Here is a 24,684-nt window from a genome sequence, read left to right as displayed (position 1 = left end):
AGGTGAAGCTGCAAAATTGAGGGGTGGATGGAAAAAGCGCTTTTGCGGTGTGGCAAAAGCGCTTTTTAATAGATTATAATTCCCTGATCCAGATATTTCTAAAGCTCAGCGGCTCACTCTTGTCCCCATGTGCCTGTAATTTAATCGGGCAGGCACCGTGTGGTTTTTCGTAAGATGCCTTACCAATGTATTTGGTTGGCCCCTGCAGCGCTACATTGTTCTGTACCAGCACACCGTTGAAGAATACGGTCACACGGGCAGGACTTTGTACAGAGCCATCAGTGTTGAATTTGGGAGCTGTCCAGATCACATCGTAAGTCTGCCATTCACCGGGCTTTTTGTTGGCATTTACCAGTGGGGCAGTTTGCTTATAGATACTACCTGCCTGACCATTTACGTAGGTCTTGTTATTGTAGTTATCCAATACCTGCAGCTCATAACCATCATCGCCAGGGCCGGTGGAAGCCAAAAACAGGCCGCTGTTTCCCCTACCCTGTCCGGTACCGCTAATATTCTTTGGCACCCGCCATTCAATATGCAGCTGGTAATTCGTAAAAGACCTTTTCGTTTGTATATTTCCGGTATTCTTATCCACAGTCAAAATTCCTCCGGATACTTTCCAGGCTGCCGGCTGGGAAGGATCTTTGACAGATACCCACTGGTCCAGGGTCTTGCCATCGAACAAAATAATTGCGTCGGAAGGTGCGTCTGTGTTAATCTTACCGGGGGTTACCACAGCAGGGACTGGTTCCCACATTTCTGTGTCTTCGGGTTTGGTCTGCGCAAATAACGTGGTCGAAAGTGCAACAGCCGCTACTGTTGCTAACATTGTCTTATGCATGATCACTAAAATTTAATTCTCTAAATTAAAAAAGCTATCGACAAATTACAATCCGGCTATCATATTTATTGTAAAGTTGCTATCTCCTTAGTATCTTCATTAAATATTATATGAAGGGTATAATGTTGAAATGGAACTAACTGAATTCATATCTGGCCTGATTAACGAAGGAAATGTAACTGTTGCCGCGGATCTGCTCTCTTTTGAAGAAGCCGACCTGCGTACAGCTGCTATTCACCTGCAACAATATTATGAAGATGATTGCCGCGAGATGCCGTATACCGCTCCTGCACTGGATATGGAAGCAGCACGCTGGGCTGCAGGCTACCTGTACACCACCGTACAGTTCATATTATTACGCAACCTGGACGCTTCATTACTGGAAACCCATTTACCCGCTTATAAAGGTGAAAGAACTGCTGCAGCGATCTATTCCGCAGACCTGACCCTGCGTTATCTGCCGGATTTGTTCCTGCTGGCCAAAGGCCTTTCACCGGAAGATCCATTGATCGCCCGGTTTTATCAAACCGCTCATCAATGGCCATTTTCAGCCGCCGCCATTCCTTTAACCGAACAGGTAGACCTGTCTGCCATTAATGAGCATCCTTCATTAAGGCAGGCATATACTGACAGGATTATCCAGGCAAGGAACCTGTCTCAATGCCGCTTGCCTGAAAACCTGCCATTTGTACAGGCAGCCCTGGGAACACATGCTGCTATACTCTGGCCTCAGTTCGATACAGTTATTAATGAATTTATATTATGACCTTACCCACAACCCCGCTGGTAGATAAGCTCAACGATGTCCTACAGCACCTGAAAAAGACTTTTGTTGGAAAAGATGACATCATAGACCTGATGGGCATTTGCCTCGCCGGCAGGGAGAACCTTTTTTTACTTGGCCCTCCGGGTACTGCTAAAAGTGCCATGGTACGTGCGCTTGCCAGCTTACTGGAAGGTAAAACCTTCGAATACCTGCTAACCCGATTCACTGAACCCAATGAGCTGTTTGGACCTTTTGACATCCGCAAGCTGCGGGAAGGAGACCTCGTGACCAACACCGAAGGTATGCTGCCCGAAGCCTCCCTGGTATTCCTGGACGAACTACTGAATGCCAACAGCGCGATCCTCAACAGCCTGCTCATGGCACTCAACGAAAAGATATTCAGAAGAGGAAAGGAAACCAAAGCACTTCCTGCCCTGCTCTTTATCGGCGCCAGTAACCACCTGCCCGAAGATGAAGCACTGCAGGCGCTCTTTGACCGTTTCCTGCTCAGGGTACATTGTGACAACGTAGATCCTGCGGACCTGGAAAAGGTATTGCAGGCAGGCTGGAAACTGGAGCAATCGGATAGCGCTACACCTCCCAGGATCAGTGCGGATGATGTAAGAACCCTGCAAAACATTACCACCACCATAGACCTCTCTGGTATCAGAGCAGCCTATATCACTTTGATACAACAACTGCGCAATGCAGGTATCCAGATCTCTGACAGAAGAGCCGTGAAATTACAACGCCTCATTGCTGCCAGCGCTGTCCTCTGCAAAAGAAATACCGCTATCCTCTCGGATATGTGGGTGCTGCGTTATATCTGGGATACAGAAGAACAGCAGGAACTCATTGCGGCCATCGTCAATACTGCCCTTGTGGCAAACGATGAGCAACAACCCGGCGCTCACCCAAGAGCCGTTATCAACAGTGCACCTGATGCAGATGCTATCTATAAGGAAGTACAGCACATGACCACACAATGGGAAGCTGCTGACACCTCTCCTGCCGAAAGAGCACTGATCAAAGACAGGCTTCGCTACCTTAATGACCGCTGCGAATGGATCAATAACGATACACAGAAGAACTTTGTATTAGCACCGATAGATCAATTGTGGGAAAAGATCATGCAGACTAACTGATGACTGAAAGTGTAATTACATTATTGCCCGCTGACATCAAAGTGCTTGCGCAGCTGCGTACACGTACAGATATGATGGCAGCATGGTACCAGGATCAGATCTGGGTAAAAGGGATGGCGGACCATGCTTTTCGCCAGTTACCCGCATTGCGTACCTGGAAACTGGATGCCTTTAACCGGCTCTTTGTCCATGGGGCACTGACGCCAGACCTGACATTGCCGGGCCTGGAATGGCAACCATTGACCGAATTTATTCCGGTAAGTCTGCCAGCATCCGGTCTGCCGGCTTATGTCACTTCCAAACATGCTGTAAAATTAGCTCCCTGCCAGCGTGACGAAGAAAGTTTTGCCATACTAACGGAAATGCGTGTACTGGAAACATACATTGCTTCCGCACCACAGATCAGGCTGCGACACCTGCGCTTTGCAGCTTCTGCTAATGCGCGCGTGCTGGTAGCCGGGGTGCCGCTACCTCCAATACCAGGTACTTCGTATACACTCAGAGACAGGCTCCTGATGCCTGCGGGATATGATTTCGATCCACCGGTGATCCGGTCACTGCTCATAGAAAAAATGGAAGCCGCCAGAACACATTTTTTGCTCTTTCATGTCAATGGTCAGTATGAAATGCTCCCGGATACCTCCTTTCTTCACGTCACCCGCAGCGCCGTAAGGCTCACTGCCGAAACCCTGCGCCATGTACTATAAGCAAACCCTTGAAACCACCGCCTATTTCAAATCGGCACACGATTACTTCTGGCATTGGGCAGATGGTGGGGAAGTGATTGAATGGCGGGATGGAACGACCCTGGTTTACAGGTCATCGCTCATGGAAGTACTGGCGGAACTGAAAGATTGCTTTCCTCCTCTGGGAGCACTGCTGCTACTCCTTACGGCCAAAAAGGATCCCCACAGGACACAGCGCATTTTGACCGACATCTTCCGGGAACTAAACATCAACTACCAGCAGGATCATCCCTGGATACTGGAAGCCTTTCACCTGCTGCAAATACTGGGTTCCCTGCCTGACCGCAGCTGGCTCGGTGGCAAAAAAACACATTTATTACAAACCCTGTGTTCTGCTGTTGCGCCCAGCGTGAGCAGTGAAATAGCAGGAAACATCTTAGATAATTTCAATAGTGGCAGACTGGATAGCAATATCCTGGCACCTGTACCCCTCAGCAAATTTATTGTTGAAGTAGACCTGCAATACCTCGCAGCTATTTACAAGGCAATCGGCAGCAGAGATGAACTGCTCCTGAAGTTGCAAACGGGCGTAAGTGAACTGCCCAAACCCTTGCCGGTAGTAATTCCAGAGCCACCACAAACAGATCTCTTATCAGAACTGGAAAGTGATCCTGCTACAACTGGTTTTACAAGACTGACCAGGCAAATGATTGCCGCCCTGCATATTCCGATGCATGCACATGGAAGCAGTGACCAGTTATTTGGTGGTGTGTCCGACATCAGTAACAGGGGGAATTTCGACCGCCTATTACTAAGTGAATTAGCGCATGATGAATTGTCGCTGATGGTGAGACTGGCAAATAACGAAGCACTTTATTTACGCAGAGAACAACTGCCCTCCGATTATCAGCCGGAACGTTTTCTACTGGTAGATACCAGTATCAAAATGTGGGGAACGCCCCGCTTACTGGCCATGGCTGCGGCACTGGCCTGTTCCCTTCAAAATAAAAAAGGAGAAATGCCGGCTTATGCGCTGACTGGTTATGACTACACGCCCCTGCAACTGGGCACCAAAGCAGGTGTAAGCAGTGCACTGGAATTGTTGTCACCAGAACTGAATAGTGCTGCCGGCTTAACGGCTTTTGCAAAAAATGTATTGCAAAAGCAACAACAGGAATTCTTCCTGATAACAGATGAACAGCTTTTTCATACCGCTTCTTTCCAGGAAGCTTTTGCTTTGATCCGCAAATGCAATGGTTACCTGATCCTCGTAAACAGGGCAGGCAAGGTACAGCTCTTTCATTATACCAAAGGTCACCGGCACCTGCTGAATCACGCAGTGTATGACCTGGATTCTATACTTACAACGACAAATATATTGCCGGCGGCACATGGTTTACCAGCATTTTTACATCAGCAGGAAGCACCCCTGTATTTCCCGTTCAGCTCCATGCAACTGCATTATTATTACTATAATGCCGGCGTTTTTGGCGGTGTAGCGATTACAGAAGATCATCGCTTGTTGTACTGGAAATCTGTTGCCAATGGCGCGAAAGAGATCAGCAATGATCTGCCCAAATCCAACGCCTACGCATTTGGACATAGTGAACAGGGTACCATTTATGTATTGCTCAATCACAAGGAAGCACTGCACCTGTATTACCTGAATACAAGTATAGGAACCTGCTCGCATCATGTGATTAACCTTGTATTGAAAGGAATGGTCAAAGTAATTTACGACGACAAAAACTTCTACATCACCGATGAACGGGAATCATACAGGCTCCCTGTTGATACATTACAGATCCAACCAGGACAGAGGTATACAGGTGCGAAAGATCCAATGGCCAGGGCAGAGCATTTAAGGATTTTGAAGAAGATCATCAACTGCGGATACAATATGTATAAGCAGGTAAAAAGTATCAAAGTAAGTCCTTCGGGCAGACTGGCCATCAACCATATGGAACTGCGTCACCATACAAACAAGTTATCGTTTGAAAGCTGGACGACGGTAAATAATATCGTTCCGAATCTTAACGGCCAGGAGAGTACGATTCCGGGAACACAGATCCGCATTACCAGGTATGTACTGACCAATAGCGTGGAGGCATGGATGGACTCCAGGGGCTTACTCCACCTGCGCAGCCAGGATCCGAACGTGCGGGAAATTACGCTGGTCATGATACAAAACAAGCCCACTGCCTGCTGGGCAGCTGATGGTGCCTGTTGCGGTTACCAATATTTTACAGGTGAAAAAAATGCGGGGCTCATACCCGCGCATACTTTTTATGAATCATACATCCAACCTTACATAGATCATCTGAAATTGACATGATATTGCAACTTACATATGATCCATCCGTTTGTCATCCTGTACAGGGCGCTTACATCAGGGGAAATACTCCTGCGGAGTGGTTTGCCGAAATCCAGCGATGGGATGTACCCCCGGGTTCACTCACCTGTATGCTATTGCCGGAAAGTAAATCCAGCATGGCCCCTGTGGGTATGATGGTCGTATTTCACCCCAAACATATTCCGGCTGCAGATAGTATCGCACATCCCTATACGATCATTGGCAGGAAACTGCTGATACCTGTTCATGCCAGGTTATTGCCGGCGCTCAGTATCAGCGAGATGGCAGATCTGCTGGTATGGGAATGGCAGGTCATGCATCCACAGGCAGGCTTCTTTGGTTTTACAGCAGCAGACCTGGTATCACTCAAAGACCTGCTGGAATTGCCGGCACTTATTGAGCATTCATGGGATATGGCGCATCCGGGTATGCCAGCTATGGCCCCCTTGCGTATGATCAACGTACGGAGAAAAGAAGAAGCACCGGTGATAGACATGCTGAAGAACAGCGTAGAGACCAGGCCCCTGAATGAAATACCCATGGATGCACCGCCGCTGAAAGGGATTAAAAGAATAAAAGCAGCTTTGCTCAAAGCATTCATGCGGCTGATAGGCAGAGGAAAAAATAAGGAGCGCAACGGCGTATACCAGTGGATGCAACATCAGCTGGAAAACCTGCAGGAAAAAAGAGATAAAGAACTGGAACGCCTGCTCAACATGTTCGACGAGAACCTGGGCGAGGCTTTACAATATGCCATCCCCTTAGGCTCCCAACATGCCGGCAGAGGCATAGCACCTCCATCTACCTCTTTATCCAAAAAAGATGCACATTTCACGCTTGGTGGCCTGGCTGGTGGCGGTGGCCCTGTGGATGCCTGGGATGTAAACAGGTACTATGAACAACTGCACAAAAAATATATGCTTGCTGCCCAGCAGGCTATAGAGAAAAAAGATTACAAACAGGCTGCCTATATCTATGCACACCTTTTACAGGATTATAACCTGGCAGCGAAAGCACTGGTGCAGGGAGGGTTTTTCAGAGAGGCGGCTGCCTTATACAAGGATTACCTGAACAGACCTTTGCCGGCAGCAGAATGCCTGGTACAGGGAGGCTTACTGCTGGAAGCGATCGAAATTTATAAGGAGCTGGATATGTTTGAAAAGGTGGGTGACCTGTATGTAAAACTCGAACAGGCAGACCTGGCCGGCAATTATTACAGGAAGAGTGTACTGGCTGCCCAGCAGGAAAATGACCTGATGAAAGCAGCATTCATCCTGGAGCAAAAACTGAATGCCCCTGACGAAGCCCTGCGCTTATTGTACAGGGGATGGAACGGATTTAACCGCCCGGGCGATTACCTGGATAAGTACTTTGATGTGGTGAACAAACATACACCTGAGCAATTGCCATTGCACATCAGGAAAGTATACCAGAAAAGCAGTCCTGAACAACTGACCGCGTTCCTGCAGGTGATGCTGGTTGTAAACAATAAGCATACCGCGCATGCTGTAAAACAAACCACTACCGATCTTAGCATACACATCATCAGTGACCAGGTAAAACATGGAAATACCCAGCACCTGTTTTTACTGAAACAGTTGCTGCCGGATGATAAACAACTACCAGCCGACCTGTTCCGCTACAAGGGTACTGTACTGACCCCATCAAAGAAAAAGGTGAACGGCAGACGGATCAATTTGCCTCCCGGTATTACCTGGGCAGGTATGTGCCGGCATAACCTGCAATTGTTCATCATCGGTATCAATGTACATTCATTTTACCTGCTGCGTATCAGCCCTGAGTTTGAAATAGAACAGTACCTATGGCCGATGCCCCTGATCCCGATGTTTGAATACATTGTAAGCGGTTTCCCGGAAACCAACAGGCTGATGGTTTACCTGAACCAGGAAAATGACCTTGAAGATCAGCCGAAAATCCTGCCCGCAAACTCGCATTTTAAATATGGAATAAGTGTGAGTTTCCCCAATTTCCTGCAGCAGCATGTAATCGGCTTCGTTGCAAAAGTAGCCGGTGCTGTGACCCAGTTTGCCCTCAATGAACACACATTAGGGATCTGGCATTTTACTGGGGATGGAGAGCTGGACAGCCAGTATACCTGTACATTAGATAATGCCAGCATCCTTTCTGAAGACAGGCCACAGCCAACAACTATTTTCCAGCGGGGTGGATACTATTATTTCCTGCTGGAGGGCACCTTATATTGCTCAGATGAAAAGGGAAACTGTACCTGTCTGCAACCGGCACCTCCTGTTTATATGCTGGCTGCAGTACCGATGGTATCCACCGTTTTGTTTGGCCTGACAAAAATGGGCTTGATTACCATCATGGTTAATAAGCAGGAAATGGGCATCATTGAGGCCCCCGTGCCGGTATCTCACCGGGTAGTGTCTATGGCCTGGATTCCCGGAGGCTATGTGGTAGCAGTGGGTGACCAGCTGGCCAGTATTTTCAAAGTGGATGGCGCCTACCTGAAACTGGAGCATGAGATCAGGCTGGAAGAAGAGCCGGAATCAGTAATAGAAGGTAGTGAGAGAGGAGAATTCATCGTGCTGACCAGGAGCAAGGTACTGACTGTCATGGATATAAACAAGCTATAAGATATTAACAATTCATATTGCCTTTCTATCGTAAATTTGATATACCTGCCTGGAAGGCATTTTGGACAATTTAAACCCTGAATCATGGAAAATAAACTCATTCGCGAAGCCTATAAAAATTACTGGCTTGAAAACGGGAAAAAACCAGTTTCTGTATACATATTCTGTCAGCAATTAGGTCTTTCCGAAAGTACCTTTTACGATAGTTATGCATCCTTCGATGCGGTCGAAAAAGACATCTGGTTATCCTTCTTTACAGATACACTTGATAAGCTGAGAGCTGACGATACCTATCTGGGCTATTCTTCCCGCGAAAAGCTCCTCACCTTCTACTTCCTCTGGGTACAGAAACTGAAAGAAGACAGAAGCTACATTCTGCTGCAGAAAGAACAATTCCATATTCCCGGTTATCATGAAAACAGGCTGGAAAAGTTCAAAGATGCGTTTTACGAGTATGCCAAAGGCCTGATCCAGGAAGGTTATCAGTCCGGCGAAGTAAAAGAAAGAAAATTCATTTCCAGTCAATACGTACATGGTTTCTGGGTGCAGGCGCTCTTCGTGCTGAACTACTGGATCAAAGATGATTCAGAAAAGTTTGAGCTGACAGACGCCGCGATCGAGAAAGCTGTGAACCTCAGTTTCCAGCTCATCAGCTCGGGTACGCTTGACAGTATACTGGACTTCGGCAAATTTATGTTCACCAAGAAGTAGAGGAGAAAAAAGGTAATGAAAGAGCAAACTAATATTCCTACGGGAAAAGTGGAAAGAGCGAGTCGTTTTGTGACCACAGGATTGAAAGTTGGAACCAATTACCTGAAACACTATACCAAGAAACTGATTGATCCCAGTATCAGCAGGGAAGAACTTCATGCTGACAATGCGGAAGATATTTACGACACGCTCAGCAACCTGAAAGGCAGTGCACTGAAAGTAGCGCAGATGTTGAGTATGGATAAGGGCATGCTGCCCAAGGCCTATACTGATAAGTTTGCGATGTCGCAGTACAGCGCCCCTCCCCTTTCAGGCCCGCTGGTGGTCAATACCTTCGTCAAGACCTTAGGCAAAACACCCGCAGAACTGTACGACACCTTCGATGTAAAGGCTGCCAATGCCGCCAGCATCGGGCAGGTACATAAAGCAACCAAATGGGGCAAAGAACTGGCCATCAAAATCCAATACCCCGGGGTAGCCAGCAGTGTGAAATCCGATCTCCGCATCGTGAAGCCCTTTGCCATGCGCATAGTAGGTATGAACGAGGTGGATATGGACAAGTACTTTGATGAGATTGAGAGCAAACTGCTGGAAGAAACAGATTACAAACTGGAACTGACCCGATCGATGGAAGTATCCAGTCTTTGCGCACATATTCCAAACCTGGTATTCCCAAACTATTACCCGGCACTGTCCAGCGAAAAGATCATTACCATGGACTGGCTCCAGGGCTACCACCTGAAGGAGTTTTTACTTAAAAATCCATCTCAGGAGGCCAGGAATAAGATCGGACAGGCGCTGTGGGATTTTTACCAGTTCCAGGTACATCAGTTGAAAAAGGTGCACGCAGATCCTCATCCGGGCAATTTCCTCATGCGGGAAGACGGCACCATCGGCATCTTCGACTTCGGATGTATCAAGGAGATACCGGAAGACTTTTATATCAATTATTTCCTGCTCACGGATAAAGAGATATTGAAAGACGAGGAGCGACGGAAACAAATTTATACCAGCCTGGAAATGATCCATCCTGAGGACTCGGAGAAAGAAATTGCATTTTTCTCTACCCTGTTCCAGAAGATGATCGACATGTTGACACTGCCGTTCACAGTACCGGAATTTGATTTTGGCGATGAACGTTATTTCCAGGAGATCTATGCTTATATGGATTATGTAGCCAACCTGAAAGAAGTGAAAGAATCGAAAGTAGCGCGTGGGTCCAGGCATAGCCTGTATGTGAACAGAACCTACTTCGGCTTGTATTCTATTCTAAGCGATCTCAAAGCGAATATTAAAACGGGGCTTCCTGCACACTAAGCAGGGCCCCATTTTTTTCGTACCTTTTAGTTATGAACATTCTGATTATAGAAGACGAACAGGCATTACAGGAATCAATAGCTCAATACCTCGGAAAACAAGGCTACGTTTGTGAAGTAGCCACTAACTTCCGGGAAGGCATTCAAAAGATCAGCGATGCCGAATATGAATGTATAATTGCTGATATCGGGCTTCCCTACGGCAGCGGCCTTGATATTGTGAAAGAACTGAAACAGATCCGCTCCGATGCCGGTATTATTATCATCTCCGCCAAAGACTCCCTGGAAGATAAACTCAATGGTCTGGGCCTGGGCGCCGATGACTATCTCACCAAACCTTTTCATTTATCAGAACTAAGTGCACGGGTCAATGCCCTGCTACGCCGCAAGCATTTTGGTGGCAATACCAGTATCATCTTCCAGGATATACAGGTGAATCCTGCATCCAAGTCGGTAATGGTTCACCAGAAACCAGTAGAATTAACGGCCAGGGAATACCAGTTGCTATTATATTTCATTGCCAATCAAAACCGCGTCATTACCAAGTCAGCCCTCGCTTCTCATCTCTGGGGCGATGAATATGACATGGCAGGTTCCTACGATTTCATATATTCACATATCAAAAATCTGCGCCGTAAATTAATGGATGCCGGTGCTCCTGACCATATCAAAACGGTATATGGCACAGGATACCGCTTCGAATAATATGAAACTCCTCACTAAAAATACCATCTGGTTCCTGCTGATCATGCTACCATTGCTTTCTGCTGGCGGCATCTATCTCTACCATCAGTTTGATAAAGAGCTGAAGAAAGAGATGGATGAAGAGTTGGTAAATGACCAGATTCAATGGCTGGTTTATTTTAATTCTATTCCGGATAATAGTCCGGTGTTCCGGATTACGACACCGGAGTTTAGTATACATCCGGCTGATGGCCCGGCTGATGCACAGCCCCTGCTGAAAACGATCATGCAGTACCAGGAGATAGAGCACAAAGAAGTGCCGTACAGGCAGCTGGAACAGGTAATCCGCATAAGAGAGAAATTTTATTCCCTTACAATCAGGAAATCGCTCATTGAAAAAGACGACCTGATTAAGAATATTGCGCTGGTGATGGCACTGGCTTTTATTGGTTTACTGTTGTTCACTATATTGGTGAACAGGTTGATCAGCCGGAGTATCTGGCGACCATTCTACCAGTCGCTGGACAAGATGGAGAAATTGCAGCTGGAAGAGATGCATGACCTTTCATTTCCGGATACAACAGTTACTGAATTCAATAGGTTAAATGAGGTATTGTTAAATGCCACATCACGGATCTACCATGATTTTGTGATCATGAAAGAACTGACCGAAGATGCTGCCCATGAAATGCAAACGCCCCTGGCCATTGCGCAAAACAGGCTGGAGCTCCTGTTACAGGATGAAGAATTACAGCCTGATCAAATGCGGTCTATCGCAAAGACACATGAAGCATTGCAACGGTTATCGCACCTGAATCATAACCTCCTGTTCATGGCTAAGATCGGTAACAAGCAGTTTGTTCCGGCCGGGAATATCAGCATTCATGCAGTATTGCAAAAGCACCTGCGTTTATTTGAAGAACTGATAAAGGATAAGGATCTGCTGGTAAGTACGGATATCAGCGGGGATCTTTCTTTGTTACTGCATCCTTTACTGGCAGATACACTGATCAGTAATTTGCTGGGCAATGCAATTAAATATAATTATCCCAAAGGGGCCATCACCATACAGCTCACAACACAATTGTTCAGCATCTGCAATACCAGTGAATATCCTCCTATTCCTGCTCCACAATTGTTTCAGCGCTTTAAGAAGAATGCTTCTAACCTGGAGAACAGTAATGGATTAGGATTGGCAATCGTAAAGAAGATTACGGATACGAATAACCTGAAAGTGTATTATATCTACAAAGAGCATCAACATCATTTCATTATCCGGCCAGACAGGCACCATCATTAATTATTTATTCCTCCAGATTTTCCCCAATTTTAATGTTTTCCTTTGTTGCATGAAATTTTCATGGCTGATCATATTACTGGCACCTCTTGGTTTGATGGCACAGGATACCACCAGGGTAATCCCTGATACCACTAAGATTGTCCAGATTCACGAGGTAGTCGTTAGCTCCACCCGTACCAATAGCCGCATTGAGGACCTGCCCATGAAAGTGGAAGTATTAGGACCTGAAGAAATGCAGGAAGAAAGCGGTATCAAGCCCGCTAATGTAGCCGGTATACTGGGCGACCTGAGCGTAATCCATATACAAAATACATCCGCCATCAGTGGCAATAATGCCATCCGCATGCAGGGGATGGATGGAAAATATACCCAGCTGCTGAGAGATGGCCTTCCCCTGTACGAAGGGTTGAGCGGTAATTTTGGCGTACTGGCTATCCCGCCGCTGGATCTTAAACAGATTGAAATCATCAAAGGCTCTGTATCTACCTTATATGGTGGAGGCGCCATTGCTGGGATGATCAATTTTATTTCCAGGACACCAGGCAATAAACCTACGCTGGATGTGTTAATAAACAGGAGCACTCTAAAAGAAAACAATGCGAACATCTTTTATTCCCAGAAATTTAAGCGGACAGGGCTTACCTTCTTTGGCGGCGTCACACACCAGAATGCAACAGATGTAAACAAAGATGGATTTAGTGATGTACCACAGTTAAGACAATACCTGGTGCATCCGAAGTTCTTCTGGTACCTGGATCCTTCAACGACATTTACCGCCGCTTACCAGGGCACCTTTGAACAACGTACTGGTGGTGGGGCTTTTTATACCGAGAAGAATAATAGTAATCGAAATAGCTTAGACCTACAACTGGCACATAAGGCATTTACCATTAAGAGTAATGCCAGCCTTTATCATCTGCTGCATACGGAAGGAAATTTCCTGTTGCAGGGCAGACAACTGAATACGTATACGGAAGCCAGTTATAAATGGCATGGCGCTGTCTTTGGTATGAACAATACCAGTGAAGCCTACACCAGGAATAATGACAGCAGCCGTATTCGTAATTATACTTACAATACAGTTGGCTTCTTTGCGCAGCATGGAATTAACATTACGAAGCAGCTGATGGTAGAAGGCGGATTGCGTGCAGACCACCACAATGTATATGGCTGGTTCCTTTTACCAAGACTGGCAATGGTGTATAAACCGATCACTGATCTCTCCATCCGTTTAAGTGCAGGCACAGGGTATAAAACTGCTGCTATCTTTACTACGCAAACACAATTACTCGGGTATAAAACACTTGCTCCCATGCCGGATGGATTGAAGGCAGAGAGAAGCAAGGGCCTGAACTTTGATGCAAACTATCATACGACAATCGGGGAACTGGACCTCATATTGAACCAGGCATTTTACTATTCGTATGTGAAGCATCCAATTCTGCCGGTGCTGACAAGTGATAATTTATATGAGCTGCAAACACAGGCTGCTCCAATGCGTAGTGTGGGCACAGATACTTATGTGAGAATGAGTTTGGATGATGTGGAATTGTACCTGGGTTATAATCATACAATTGCTAAGACAGATAATACGTATGTTCCATTTGCACCGCAGGATAAATTTGCCGCTACGCTGGCATATGAAATAGCAGACAAATGGCGCATGGGTGTGGAGAGTAGCTGGAATGGCCATCAGTATCTATATAACAATGTAAAGGCACCCAACTACTGGTTCTGGGCAGCAATGGTTTCAAGACAAATAGGTGGTCATGTAACACTGGTATTGAATGGTGAGAACCTGTTTGATGTAAGACAGGGAAAGCATACACCATTATATACAGGATCGGAAAGTGATCCTTCTTTTGTGGCGCTGTGGGGGCCTGTGGATGGCAGGCAAATAAACGTGTCGGTTAAATGGAATCTATAAAAAAAGAGGTTGTATCCAAAGAAATTTGATGGCATTGAGAATTTTATTATTCAAAACTCTCTCTGCCATCCGGATTAAATCCGGGAAATTTCGCTTTGATACAACCTTCTTTCAATAAAATAAATTGCTCATTACTTCACTGGCACTTCCACATGGGTTTCATCCCATTCTACTACCAGTTTACCTGCTGGCAAAGTGATTGTCAGTTTTTCAACCGGTGCTTTGGTTTTAGTAACCGGTGCTTTTGCTTCCAGTACGTTGTTTACTTTGATTGAATCATACTTGTAAGCACCCCATTGTTTCAGGTTGCTGTTCAGAATGAATGTCCACTCAGCCTTGGTAGGAATAGCGAACAGGGTATAAGTACCTGCTTTTACGGTTTTACCACCGAAGCTACCATCTTTGGCAAAAGTGATTTCAGTTGCTTCGTTGGCACCCAGACGCCATACCTGGTCGTAAGGCACCAGTTCACCGAAGATCACTCTTCCTTTCTTAGAAGGTTGACCATAAGCAACTTTTACATTTTTTCCTTCAGCAGTTACACGAGGACTAGCCGGCTTTTTTTCCTGTGCAGATACAAGGCTGCCTGTAGAGGCCAGCAATGCAATGATTAAGAGGAATTGTTTCATAAAGAATAGAAAATTTATGGAAAATTACTGCATAAAGAGGGAGCGGTCCTTACCGTTTGTGTATTTTATAATAATGTTAAAGGCTCTCCTGCCATAGACAGGAAAGCCCTTTACTATCTTTTTAAACAGTTATTTCTCTGTTTCGCAAATGGTCTTTAATTGTGTCAGCCCGGCTTCCAGCTGTGGGCCGGTGAGTCTATCTGCCAGGAATCCACGTAATTTCCACCAGGGCCAGTATCCCAGGTGGGTTTCCAGTCGCCACATGATAGCGGTTGCTTTACCATCAGCCGCGGGCTTGATTTCAAAGAATGCATCCACAGGACGCATCGCATTGAATGTCATCTTGTATTTGATCCCTTTATCAGGATGGCTTTCTTCAATACTTACTTTCCCGGTTATACGATCTTCATGTTGTATGCCATGCCAGGTGAAATAAGCCCCCTGCCCCGTTGCGGGGTTAGAGAACTGCTTATCCTGTGCGGTTTCGTTGGTAGCCCATGGGTTCCAGGCCGGCCATTTACTTAAATCATTGAGCTGCGCATAAACAGTAGACATCGGTGCATCTATAACGCCAGAACGTTCTACAATCGCTTTGGAAGGTAATAATAGGGATATAAGGAAAAGCAGCCCACCGAAAAGGACGGCGCTAATCACGGCTAGTTTAATTAATCGCATATGAACAAATCCAGACTGTTAAGGATGCAAATCTCGTTCTATTTTGGGAAAGGAGAAAAGATGATCAAAATACTTCTCGTTATTTTTCAAAAGAGAGCTGCTTATTTGTCAAAACAGCCTCCAGATTTGCCAGGCCCTTCTCAAAATCCTTTCCCACCCATTTATCCATCAGCAAACCCATAAACTTTTTAAAAGGATTATGCCCCAGTTCCGCCGTCATGGTCCAGGTAACTGTTGTGCCACCAGCCACCGGTTCCAGCTTAAAAGTCGCCTTCGCCAGTCTTTGTTCCATAAAATGCATATCTGTAGCAATGAACTCATCCTGCCGGGAATTCGTGATCATCATGGCCCCCTTGCCAATCTGCCTGTTCTCACTTTCCCAGCTATAGGCAGCCCCCACTCCACTTTCGGTATCGGTATACAGCAGTTTCATGTGGGAATCTATCTGGTGCCAGGGTGACCAGTTTTCCCAGTTATGGACAATATTGAGTTGTTGGAATACGGCAGCCGGAGTGGCGGGAATGACTCTGACACGCACAACCTTCACGGTAGCCGGTAAAAACAGGCTTACTATGAAACACCCAGGGATGATCACCGCCAAAGCGCCCAGGAGAATAAAAAAGGCTTGCATACCTAAAAGTTAGGAAAAAAACATGACTATTCCCAGCTGAAAACTCCAATAGTGTCGCGGTTCGGTTTATTTTCCTTACATGGCAAATAAAAACTTTTGAGCAAAGTTCATTACCACCACTACTCCCATCTAAAAACCCGCACTGCCAAGGCATAAATAATCACACCCCATAGTCCGATCACTCCCAGTTCCAACCAGAGATTCCACAGGTGCAGGCCTTCAAACGCCACTTTTCGGAAAGCATCATTCAGGTAAGTCAGTGGCATAATACGACAAATGTATTGCAGCCAGGTAGGAAACACATCTACAGAAACAAAGGTACCTGCCAGCAGGAACTGTGGCAGCGTAATAATATTAGCAAACAAGGGTATCGTGCTCTCACTATTGGCAAGTCCGCTCACCACAAAGCCAAAGCCCATAAATACCACTACCCCCAGCGCAGTCAGTATCAGCATTTCAAAAAAAGTACTCCAGCCGTTCACCAGTGTGAATCCAAAAAAGAAATAACCAATTGCAATGATGAGGATAGCGCCGGAGATCTGGAATACCAGGCGGGCCAGGGATTCACCCAATACTATATGTAAGCGCCTGATTGGCGTAGCAAAGAAACGTTTTAAAACCAATGTCTGCCTCAATCCATAAAACAGGAAAGCTGTACTGAATACCGCAGCACTCAACAGGGAAAAACTCAGTAAACCCGGCAGGATAAAGTCTATAGTAGTATAACGACGACCCGGCAAGGTAATGAGCGGTTCTATCCTTGCCACAGATGCATGACTATAATATTTTGCATCCGCATTCCTGATCACGCCATTCAGAATAGCATTGAATACGCCTATTTTCTCCACAGCAGCTGTAGAAGTATAGACCTGAACAGTATTGGAAGGGATATTATCTGTAGCGGGTAATTCCTTTACTTTCAGGATAGCCGTGATATGCCCCTTTTTCAGTTCAGACGCCAGTTCTGCATTTGTCTTATCCGTCACCAGCTTCAGGCTTTTCTCCTTCAATAGCTGCTGGTACAGGTAACTGTGGGTATCGGTCGCACTATCCACCCCTACTTTTACAGATACGGTACTATCCCCGATAAAGCCAAAACAAAGTAAAATCACTAATGGAAAACCCAGGCTGAATACCACCGCCGATGGACTTCTCAATATTGCTTTCAAACTTGCTTTTGCCATGGCCAGCAACGCTGTCCCCTGACTGTATTTCACCGCCATACGCCTATTTAGTTGCTAAAAAATCGCATAAAACTACTATTGTTTTAGCTAAGTTGCGTAAAAAAACCTGCCACAGCGGGCAGGTTTTAATTATATTTTAAGCATCCATTCTATCTGATCTCAATGTCAAAGGGGATTCTGGCCTGGATCTGACCGTTCATTTCCCTGATCCTTTTCACCTGTTCGTACAAGGCATAGTTTTCACCCAGTTCCTTTTTCACCATGCTGGATTGCATATCGCCTCCCAGGCTTCTCAATACCTTTTCCAGTCCACCCTGAGGCTCCGGATATTCCTTTACTTTATAAGATCCGGCATGTACCATTTTCGCGGCACAGGCAATTGCATCCTGGATACCACCAATACGGTCTACCAATCCTAATTCCTTTGCCTGTACACCGCTCCATACACGGCCCTGTGCAATACTGTCTACCACAGCGCCACTCAGTTTTCGGCCATTCACCACCCTGGTCTTGAACACGGAATAAGTCGTATCCACACCATTCTGAATAAAACGCTTTTCAGCATCCGTCATCGGGCGGCTGGCTGTACCCAGATCAGCATACTGTGCGGTTTTCACACCATCGAAAGTAACACCCAGTTTATTTTTAAAGAAGTTACCCAGGTTCGGAATCACGGCAAATACGCCGATGGACCCCGTGAGTGTATTGGGCTCTGCAAAGATCGAATCTGCCATACAGGAGATATAGTACCCCCCGGAAGCAGCATAATCACCCATGGATACAACCACCGGTTTATCTTTCTTTGCCAGGGTCAGCTCACGCCAGATGCTTTCTGAAGCGAGAGCGCTTCCACCCGGCGAATTCACCCTGAATACAATGGCTTTGATATCCTTATCCTGACGGGCTTCCCTAATCAGTTTGATATAGCGATCACTGCTGATCACGGTTTCTTTTTCACTATCGCCGCCCACAATACTACCCTGCGCATAGATCAGGGCAATCTTTGCATTGTTATCTCTGAAACGGTGCTCATTGGCAGTCTGGTAATTGCTCAGGGTCACGAAGTTCACTTTGTCACTACCGCTCAGGCTCAACCGGCTTCTGATCTCATCCATGACCTGGTCATCGTAGCGCAAACCATCTACCAGCTTATAGCGGGCGGCATCATCTGCACTCTGAATAGCTCCATCGTTGGCGTATTGATGTAAGGTAGCCGTATCAATCTTGCGGCTCTGGCCTATATTATATAGGAAATTGCTATACAGTTCGCTCAGGTAGGCATTGGTTTGAATACGGTTAGCGGGGGTCATTTCCGTTTCGCGCAGCGGCTCAGTAGCGCTTTTGAAACGGCCATCGTAGAAAATCTGCGGCTGGATCTCCAGCTTTTCAAGCAACCCTTTCAGGAAGGTAACCTGGGAATAGAAACCATTGAAGTCCAGACCACCCTTGGGATGGAGGTATACCTTGTTTGCTACAGAAGCAACAAAGTAGCTCTGCTGACTCATATTTTCGCCATAAGCATAAATCCACTTGCCAGCAGCTTTGAAGCGGGTGAGTGCATTCCTGAATTCCTGGTTGGTAGCAAAACCATTGGCATTGCCTTCCGTTTTCAGGTAAATACCTTTAATATTATCATCCTGGGCTGCGTTGTCAATCAGCCTGATCACATCGAACAATCCGGGTGTGCCACCATCTTTCCTGGAGAGCATGCTGAGCGGGTTGGCCACTTTCTGTTCACTGAGCTCCTGGGATGTTTCCAGTACCAGCACACCATTAGGAGAAATAACTACTTTATCGGACGATAAAGCACTACCAATCAGTCCCAGCAAAATGAAGAATCCCAAAGCACCAACGACAACAAGTGCAAGTAAGCTGGCAAAAAAGATCTTAAAGAAACTATTCATATTTTGAGATTAAGGAAAACTGCTTTTCCCAAAAATAAAGATTATGTCTACTTTTGGGCCGTTGAAGATACATGAATAAAGCAATATTACTTATAGGTGGTAATCTGGGCAATCGCACGGAGAACCTGCAACAGGCTGTGATGCAAATAGATAAGCGGGCGGGTAAGGTGGAAAAAAAATCGGGATTGTATGAAACCGCTGCGTGGGGGCATGTTCAACAGCCGGACTACCTGAATCAGGCTTTGCAGATCTCTACTGCCCTGGAAGCTGAGGAGCTGTTGGAGACCGTCCTGGATATAGAACGGCAGTTGGGAAGGGTACGCCAGCAGAAGTGGGGAGCCCGGATCATAGATATAGATATCATCTTTTTTAATGATGCGGTGATCGATTTGCCAGACCTCAGGGTGCCACATCCGCAAATGGCAAACAGGCAATTTGTACTGGTGCCCCTGGCGGAAATTTCTCCCGATTGGATACACCCGATACTACATAAAGACGTCAGCGCCCTGCTGGCAGCATGTACGGATACATTACCAGCCCATAAATATCAGTTACAGGAGCAAGGCAGATGAATTATAAATACATTACAATTGAAGGAAATATAGGCGCTGGAAAGACGACACTGGCTACCAGACTGGCAAAGCATTTTGGTGCACAACTGATCCTGGAGGAGTTTGCAGATAATCCCTTTTTGCCTAAGTTTTACGAGAAACCACAACAGTATGCTTTTCCGTTGGAACTGTTTTTCATGGCAGAGCGGTATAAACAGCTGAAAGAGATGTTGCAGACGCAGGACATGTTCAACAACTTTTTTATATCGGATTACCTTTTTATAAAAAGCCTGTTGTTTGCAAAAGTAACACTGAAAGATGAGGAGTATAACCTGTACCAGAAGCTGTTTGATATTATTAATCCGCAGTTGTTACAACCGGAATTGCTGATATTTTTAAATGCGCCAATTACAAGGTTGCAGCAAAATATTAAAGATAGAAACAGGTTATATGAGCAGTCGATACCCGATAGTTATCTGGGGAATTTGCAGGATGTGTATATGCAGTATATAAGGCAGCATCCGGTAAAAACACTGATGGTGGATACGACGAAAGTGGATTTTATGAAAAATCCGAAAGATTTTGACAGGTTGCTAAAAGCATTGGAACAGGATTATCCTCCTGGTATAAACTATTTCTAACAAAAACGCTTTTGCTTACGGCAAAAGCGTTTTTGTTAGAAGGGATTTAAAACCAGGGATGCTAGTTAAAAAACGTTAACCTTGCCTATCAATTCTTTCTATTCGATAATAAATTATATTGCTTTGCACTATACCATAAAACGAAGCAAAAGATTATGAAGCGGACAAACGCATGGTACCCGGATTGCTACCGGGTCAGCCCATTTTATTTGCAATAGTTTGAGCCGCAATGTAGCCACTACTCCATGCATGCTGGAAATTAAATCCCCCTGTAATCCCATCCACATCCATCACTTCACCACCAAAATACAATTGCGGACATAACTTACTCTCCATGGTATTCGGATCGATTTCTGACAATTTAATCCCGCCACAGGTCACGAATTCCTCCTTAAAAGTTGTTTTGCCTTTCACCGGGCATTCCATCGCAACTACCTGTTTGATGAGTTTATGCTGTTCTTTGGAAGGCAGATCTGCCCAACGCGCATCTTCTGCGATGCCGGATTGTTCCAGCATAAATTGCCAGAGGCGCTGAGGCAGGCCAAAAGGATTTTTGTTGTAGATCTTTTGTCCGCCGAGTTCAAAACGGAGACTTTGCAGCTGTTCCCGCAGACTGTTTTCATTCTGATCAGGCAACCAGTTCACAATGGCGGTAAACTGGTAATTCAAATCTGCCAGTTCTCTTGCGCCCCAGGCAGAGGTGCGCAAAATAGCAGGGCCGCTCAATCCCCAATGCGTAATGAGCACAGGACCCTGTTCCTGCAATTTGGTACCCGCAATTTTCACAACAGCCACCGAACTTACTCCCATGAGGGAGATAATGGGATTCCCCGGCATATTGAAGGTAAACAGGGATGGCAGGGGTGTTACAATCCCGTGACCTGTAGCCTGGAGCCATCCGAATTTATCAGCCTGCGGGTAGCCACCGGCTGCAACAAATACAAATTTCGTTTCAATAGCATTTTCATCATCCAGCCATACTTTCCAGCCATCTGCTGTTTTCTCCAGGCCACTTACCGCTGTGTTAGTCCTGATCTGCACTTTGTACTTCTCCGCTTCTTTAAGCAGGCAGTCGATGATGGTCTGCGAGCTATCGGTGACAGGAAACATACGCCCATCGGGCTCCGCCTTGAGAGACACCCCTCTTTCTTTAAACCATTGAATCGTATCGGGCACGAAAAAATGCCCAAAAGACTTCTTTACAAAATGCTGCCCCCGTGGATAACGCTTTGACATATATAATATATCGGGGGCATTATGGGTCACATTACACCTGCCGCCACCTGAAACTTTTACTTTTGAAAGCAGCTTGCTACTTTTCTCTAACAGGATGACTTCCAGTGACTTTGCCATTCTGGCGGCATTTACAGCACAGAAGAAACCAGCTGCTCCACCCCCGATAACTACTAATCTATTGTCTTTCATTTAATTATACCTGATCGTTAAACTGATATTTTCTTAACCTTTTTCGGCCTGCAATATCCTAAGAAAGTTTATAACAATTTAGTTTATAAAACACTAGTCCTATTTTTTGCATATATTATTTTTTCATATTATTTTGCATATTATATTTTTGTATACTATATTGTCGCAAATAAGTTTCCACATGCAATCTGTGAAATCTAAAAAGAATCGCTTAAAGTGGTTGCTCCCATTGTGTCTGATGGGTATTACAGCAGCCCTTGCATTTTATCCCGCCGATGAATGGCAGGATAAAATTACGCAAGCCCTGGAACAGTACAGCAAACGTTTTCCGCAGGAAAAGGTTTATCTGCAGGTAGACAAAGATTACTATGGTGCCGGTGAAACTATCTGGTTCAAAGCCTATGTACTGTTGCAAGGCCAGCCTTCTCTCTCCGCAACCAACCTGTATGTTGAATTGATCGATAAGAGTGGGAAGATAGTTCAGAAGAAACTTATTTCTCTGGGTGGGGCTACTGGTTCCGGTGCATTTGTAGTTCCAGAAACAATGCCGGCTGGTCAATACCAGATCCGTGCTTATACTGCCTGGATGCTGAACTTTGATCCTGAATTCCTGTTCTACAAGGACATCGTGATCTTTGATTCTGCTCACCCGGGCAACCTGCCATCTAAACCAGCTGGCAATGACTTCGCTGTTCAATTTTTCCCTGAAGGGGGTAATGCGATCGTAGGTGTGGGCGGTCGTATTGCATTCAAGGCGATTGACCAGTTAGGTTACCCGATCGAAGTAAATGGTATTGTGCAGAACCTGAAGGGTGAAACAGTTGCATTGATCAAAACAACACGCGACGGTATGGGGATGTTTGACCTGACACCGGTTGCAGGTGAAACTTATAAAGCCATCGTTCAAACACCAAAAGGACAACAAAAAACTGTACTGCTGCCAGTATTGAAGGCAGCGGGTGTGGGACTTAAAATATTCAATAAGGGTACACGCATTTTCTACCAGACTTTACCTGCTACCAAAGATAATCCGATATATAACAATATGTTGATTGTAGCACAGATGCAACAACACGTTATATACAAAGCTAAGCTGAATGCAGCTGAAGGTCAGTTGAGCGGTTTCCTTCCTACTGCGGCTCTCCCTCCGGGTATCGTACAGTTCACCATCTTCAGCAGTGATGGTATGCCAATGGCAGAACGCCTGGCTTTTGTACGTAAACCGGATCGTCTGCAACTGGCTTTAAGTACTTTAAAACTGAACAACCAGCCAAGACAGAAGAATGTATTCGAAATCAAAGTGCCTGATACCCTGCTCACCAGCTTATCCGTATCAATCACCGATGCTGACAACGTAGTGCTCAGTGAAGATCAGAACAACATTATCTCTAACCTGCTGATGACTTCTGACCTGAAAGGTTATATCGCTAATCCGGCTCAGTACTTCAAGGATATGGATCCTGCTACCATGCAGGGCCTGGACCTGGTCATGATGACCAATGGCTGGAGAAGATTTACCTGGGAAAAGGTTCTGCACAATTACCTGCCAGAAATCAAGTATCCTTACGAACAGGGCTTGTTGCTGAAAGGTGTGGCTACCATCAACAAGGGTACTGCTCCATTGGGTAACGGTAAAGTGGATTTCATCCTGAAACAGCCGGTAGATACCTCTACCGCTTTCTCTTCTGTAACAACGAATGAAAAAGGGGAATTTGCAGTAGACCGCCTGCAGTTCGTAGATACCATCAATGTATTCTACCGTGCAAACGATCTGAATAAAGCCTGGAAAGACGTGAACGTGAAATTTGAACCTCACTTCTTTGAAACCCAGACTTCCGCAGTTATGCCTTATCCTTTCAGAGAGCCACAGCCGATTGAAAACACCGTGCTGACCAGCTTCCTGAATACCGTAAACGAAAACAATGCAGTGACCAGATCCATTCAGCAGAAACCGATCTTCCTGCAGGAATATAATGTAAAGGATAAACGTCTGACAAGAACTGAAGTAGTAGAGCAACGCTATACGACCGGTATGTTCAACGCGGGCGATGGTTATGGCTTTGACCTGACTAAAACCGAGAACGGTTCAGTAAGCATTTTCCAGTACCTGCAATCCAAGGTACCGGGTCTCACAATCAATATGACCGATCCTACTGCTCCTGCTATGCAATGGCGTGGTGGCGCTCCGGTACTATTCCTGAATGAAATGCCAACCAACGTAGCGATGTTGAATAATATCAACATCCAGGACGTGGCCTTCATCAAGGTATTGCGTCCTACATTCGCAGGTGGTTTTGGTGGCAGTGGCGGTGCAATCGCCGTGTACCTGAGACGTGGTGGTGACAGCAAATCTGATGTCGATACACATGGATTTGAAAAATACCGCAAAGCAGGTTACGATATCGTGAAAGAATTCTATGCACCTGATTATACCGTACGTAAAGAGATTCATATCCTGCAGGATAAACGTCTCACACTGTACTGGAATCCAAACCTGGTAGCAGATACCCTGACACATACAGCACGTATTTCTTTCTACAATAATGACTTCACCAGGAGGTTCAGAGTAGTAGTAGAAGGTATGGCTGAAGATGGTACACTGGGTCGTGTGGAACAGCTGTATTAAGCGCCAACTTATTTTAGAAAAACGCTTCGGCCTGTGGTCGGAGCGTTTTTTTATTGGGTCAATTTATTGTA

General features: G+C 45.8%; 20 protein-coding genes. 13 read left to right on the top strand and 7 right to left on the bottom strand.

From position 1 onward, the window contains the following. Positions 1–73: 73 nt before the first annotated feature. Positions 74–841, bottom strand: coding sequence for a 3-keto-disaccharide hydrolase (locus tag U0033_RS31930; protein WP_072363121.1), 768 nt, complete (start codon positions 839–841; stop codon positions 74–76). A gap of 130 nt (positions 842–971) precedes the next feature. Here U0033_RS31930 and U0033_RS31925 point away from each other — a divergent pair, with 130 nt between their 5' ends. From U0033_RS31925 to U0033_RS31880, 10 genes are all read left to right on the top strand, one after another. Beyond that, complete coding sequence (locus U0033_RS31925; protein ID WP_072363122.1) at positions 972–1,607, top strand: hypothetical protein; 636 nt, start codon at positions 972–974, stop codon at positions 1,605–1,607. Then, the gene (locus U0033_RS31920; RefSeq protein ID WP_072363123.1) at positions 1,604–2,752 is read left to right on the top strand and encodes an AAA family ATPase; all 1,149 of its coding nucleotides are present in this window, start codon (positions 1,604–1,606) and stop codon (positions 2,750–2,752) included. Before U0033_RS31925 ends, U0033_RS31920 begins: the two co-directional genes overlap by 4 nt. Beyond that, positions 2,752–3,459 (top strand): hypothetical protein, encoded by a 708-nt coding sequence (locus U0033_RS31915; protein WP_072363124.1) that lies wholly within the window; start codon positions 2,752–2,754, stop codon positions 3,457–3,459. Before U0033_RS31920 ends, U0033_RS31915 begins: the two co-directional genes overlap by 1 nt. Beyond that, positions 3,449–5,773: a hypothetical protein gene (locus U0033_RS31910; RefSeq protein ID WP_072363125.1), complete on the top strand. Its 2,325-nt coding sequence runs from the start codon at positions 3,449–3,451 to the stop codon at positions 5,771–5,773. The genes U0033_RS31915 and U0033_RS31910 overlap by 11 nt, the downstream gene beginning before the upstream one ends. Further along, positions 5,770–8,409: a hypothetical protein gene (locus tag U0033_RS31905; protein WP_072363126.1), complete on the top strand. Its 2,640-nt coding sequence runs from the start codon at positions 5,770–5,772 to the stop codon at positions 8,407–8,409. Before U0033_RS31910 ends, U0033_RS31905 begins: the two co-directional genes overlap by 4 nt. Positions 8,410–8,493: 84 nt before the next feature. Beyond that, on the top strand, positions 8,494–9,120 hold the full coding sequence (locus U0033_RS31900) for a TetR family transcriptional regulator C-terminal domain-containing protein (protein WP_072363127.1): 627 nt from the start codon (positions 8,494–8,496) through the stop codon (positions 9,118–9,120). A gap of 15 nt (positions 9,121–9,135) precedes the next feature. Continuing rightward, positions 9,136–10,437, top strand: a complete 1,302-nt coding sequence (locus U0033_RS31895) for an ABC1 kinase family protein (RefSeq protein WP_072363128.1) — start codon at positions 9,136–9,138, stop codon at positions 10,435–10,437. Positions 10,438–10,469: 32 nt separating this feature from the next. After that, a complete protein-coding gene (locus U0033_RS31890; protein WP_072363129.1) occupies positions 10,470–11,141 on the top strand; it encodes a response regulator transcription factor in 672 nt (223 codons plus the stop codon). Further along, a complete protein-coding gene (locus tag U0033_RS31885; RefSeq protein WP_072363130.1) occupies positions 11,116–12,420 on the top strand; it encodes a sensor histidine kinase in 1,305 nt (434 codons plus the stop codon). The genes U0033_RS31890 and U0033_RS31885 overlap by 26 nt, the downstream gene beginning before the upstream one ends. Positions 12,421–12,469: 49 nt before the next feature. Further along, the gene (locus tag U0033_RS31880) at positions 12,470–14,347 is read left to right on the top strand and encodes a TonB-dependent receptor plug domain-containing protein (RefSeq protein ID WP_072363131.1); all 1,878 of its coding nucleotides are present in this window, start codon (positions 12,470–12,472) and stop codon (positions 14,345–14,347) included. Positions 14,348–14,478: 131 nt separating this feature from the next. Here U0033_RS31880 and U0033_RS31875 read toward each other — a convergent pair whose 3' ends face one another. The 5 genes from U0033_RS31875 to sppA form a co-directional block, all read right to left on the bottom strand. After that, on the bottom strand, positions 14,479–14,976 hold the full coding sequence (locus U0033_RS31875) for a DUF2911 domain-containing protein (protein WP_072363132.1): 498 nt from the start codon (positions 14,974–14,976) through the stop codon (positions 14,479–14,481). A 129-nt stretch (positions 14,977–15,105) separates the two neighbouring features. Then, positions 15,106–15,651, bottom strand: a complete 546-nt coding sequence (locus U0033_RS31870; RefSeq protein ID WP_072363133.1) for an SRPBCC family protein — start codon at positions 15,649–15,651, stop codon at positions 15,106–15,108. A gap of 79 nt (positions 15,652–15,730) precedes the next feature. Next, positions 15,731–16,282, bottom strand: a complete 552-nt coding sequence (locus U0033_RS31865) for an SRPBCC family protein (protein ID WP_083571651.1) — start codon at positions 16,280–16,282, stop codon at positions 15,731–15,733. 119 nt (positions 16,283–16,401) lie between these two features. Continuing rightward, positions 16,402–17,505 carry an ABC transporter permease gene (locus U0033_RS31860; protein ID WP_072363134.1) on the bottom strand — a complete coding sequence of 368 codons (1,104 nt, stop codon included), beginning with the start codon at positions 17,503–17,505 and terminating at the stop codon, positions 16,402–16,404. 110 nt (positions 17,506–17,615) lie between these two features. Then, complete coding sequence (gene sppA, locus U0033_RS31855) at positions 17,616–19,370, bottom strand: signal peptide peptidase SppA (RefSeq protein ID WP_072363135.1); 1,755 nt, start codon at positions 19,368–19,370, stop codon at positions 17,616–17,618. Positions 19,371–19,441: 71 nt separating this feature from the next. On the opposite strand from sppA, the gene folK reads away from it, so the two are divergent. Both folK and U0033_RS31845 read left to right on the top strand, forming a co-directional pair. Then, the gene (gene folK, locus U0033_RS31850) at positions 19,442–19,942 is read left to right on the top strand and encodes a 2-amino-4-hydroxy-6-hydroxymethyldihydropteridine diphosphokinase (RefSeq protein ID WP_072363136.1); all 501 of its coding nucleotides are present in this window, start codon (positions 19,442–19,444) and stop codon (positions 19,940–19,942) included. After that, entirely contained in the window at positions 19,939–20,562 is a 624-nt protein-coding gene (locus U0033_RS31845) for a deoxynucleoside kinase (RefSeq protein WP_072363137.1), read from the top strand. The genes folK and U0033_RS31845 overlap by 4 nt, the downstream gene beginning before the upstream one ends. Before the next feature lie 195 nt (positions 20,563–20,757). Here U0033_RS31845 and U0033_RS31840 read toward each other — a convergent pair whose 3' ends face one another. Further along, positions 20,758–21,987 (bottom strand): BaiN/RdsA family NAD(P)/FAD-dependent oxidoreductase, encoded by a 1,230-nt coding sequence (locus U0033_RS31840; RefSeq protein WP_072363138.1) that lies wholly within the window; start codon positions 21,985–21,987, stop codon positions 20,758–20,760. 181 nt (positions 21,988–22,168) lie between these two features. Here U0033_RS31840 and U0033_RS31835 point away from each other — a divergent pair, with 181 nt between their 5' ends. Next, positions 22,169–24,613, top strand: a complete 2,445-nt coding sequence (locus tag U0033_RS31835) for an MG2 domain-containing protein (protein WP_072363139.1) — start codon at positions 22,169–22,171, stop codon at positions 24,611–24,613. Positions 24,614–24,684 lie beyond the last annotated feature (71 nt).

This window comes from Chitinophaga sancti (genome assembly GCF_034424315.1).
Taxonomy (GTDB): Bacteria; Bacteroidota; Bacteroidia; order Chitinophagales; family Chitinophagaceae; genus Chitinophaga; species Chitinophaga sancti.
This window is presented reverse-complemented; position numbering and strand designations above follow the sequence as displayed.

Coding starts and splice junctions, on each gene's coding strand:
- U0033_RS31930 (WP_072363121.1), bottom strand. CDS start 841: ATGCATAAGACAATGTTAGCAACAGTAGCGGCTGTTGCACTTTCGACC.
- sppA (WP_072363135.1), bottom strand. CDS start 19,370: ATGAATAGTTTCTTTAAGATCTTTTTTGCCAGCTTACTTGCACTTGTT.
- U0033_RS31880 (WP_072363131.1), top strand. CDS start 12,470: ATGAAATTTTCATGGCTGATCATATTACTGGCACCTCTTGGTTTGATG.
- U0033_RS31840 (WP_072363138.1), bottom strand. CDS start 21,987: ATGAAAGACAATAGATTAGTAGTTATCGGGGGTGGAGCAGCTGGTTTC.
- folK (WP_072363136.1), top strand. CDS start 19,442: ATGAATAAAGCAATATTACTTATAGGTGGTAATCTGGGCAATCGCACG.
- U0033_RS31905 (WP_072363126.1), top strand. CDS start 5,770: ATGATATTGCAACTTACATATGATCCATCCGTTTGTCATCCTGTACAG.
- U0033_RS31890 (WP_072363129.1), top strand. CDS start 10,470: ATGAACATTCTGATTATAGAAGACGAACAGGCATTACAGGAATCAATA.
- U0033_RS31915 (WP_072363124.1), top strand. CDS start 2,752: ATGACTGAAAGTGTAATTACATTATTGCCCGCTGACATCAAAGTGCTT.
- U0033_RS31895 (WP_072363128.1), top strand. CDS start 9,136: ATGAAAGAGCAAACTAATATTCCTACGGGAAAAGTGGAAAGAGCGAGT.
- U0033_RS31910 (WP_072363125.1), top strand. CDS start 3,449: ATGTACTATAAGCAAACCCTTGAAACCACCGCCTATTTCAAATCGGCA.
- U0033_RS31875 (WP_072363132.1), bottom strand. CDS start 14,976: ATGAAACAATTCCTCTTAATCATTGCATTGCTGGCCTCTACAGGCAGC.
- U0033_RS31870 (WP_072363133.1), bottom strand. CDS start 15,651: ATGCGATTAATTAAACTAGCCGTGATTAGCGCCGTCCTTTTCGGTGGG.
- U0033_RS31845 (WP_072363137.1), top strand. CDS start 19,939: ATGAATTATAAATACATTACAATTGAAGGAAATATAGGCGCTGGAAAG.
- U0033_RS31865 (WP_083571651.1), bottom strand. CDS start 16,282: ATGCAAGCCTTTTTTATTCTCCTGGGCGCTTTGGCGGTGATCATCCCT.
- U0033_RS31920 (WP_072363123.1), top strand. CDS start 1,604: ATGACCTTACCCACAACCCCGCTGGTAGATAAGCTCAACGATGTCCTA.
- U0033_RS31900 (WP_072363127.1), top strand. CDS start 8,494: ATGGAAAATAAACTCATTCGCGAAGCCTATAAAAATTACTGGCTTGAA.
- U0033_RS31885 (WP_072363130.1), top strand. CDS start 11,116: ATGGCACAGGATACCGCTTCGAATAATATGAAACTCCTCACTAAAAAT.
- U0033_RS31925 (WP_072363122.1), top strand. CDS start 972: ATGGAACTAACTGAATTCATATCTGGCCTGATTAACGAAGGAAATGTA.
- U0033_RS31860 (WP_072363134.1), bottom strand. CDS start 17,505: ATGGCGGTGAAATACAGTCAGGGGACAGCGTTGCTGGCCATGGCAAAA.
- U0033_RS31835 (WP_072363139.1), top strand. CDS start 22,169: ATGCAATCTGTGAAATCTAAAAAGAATCGCTTAAAGTGGTTGCTCCCA.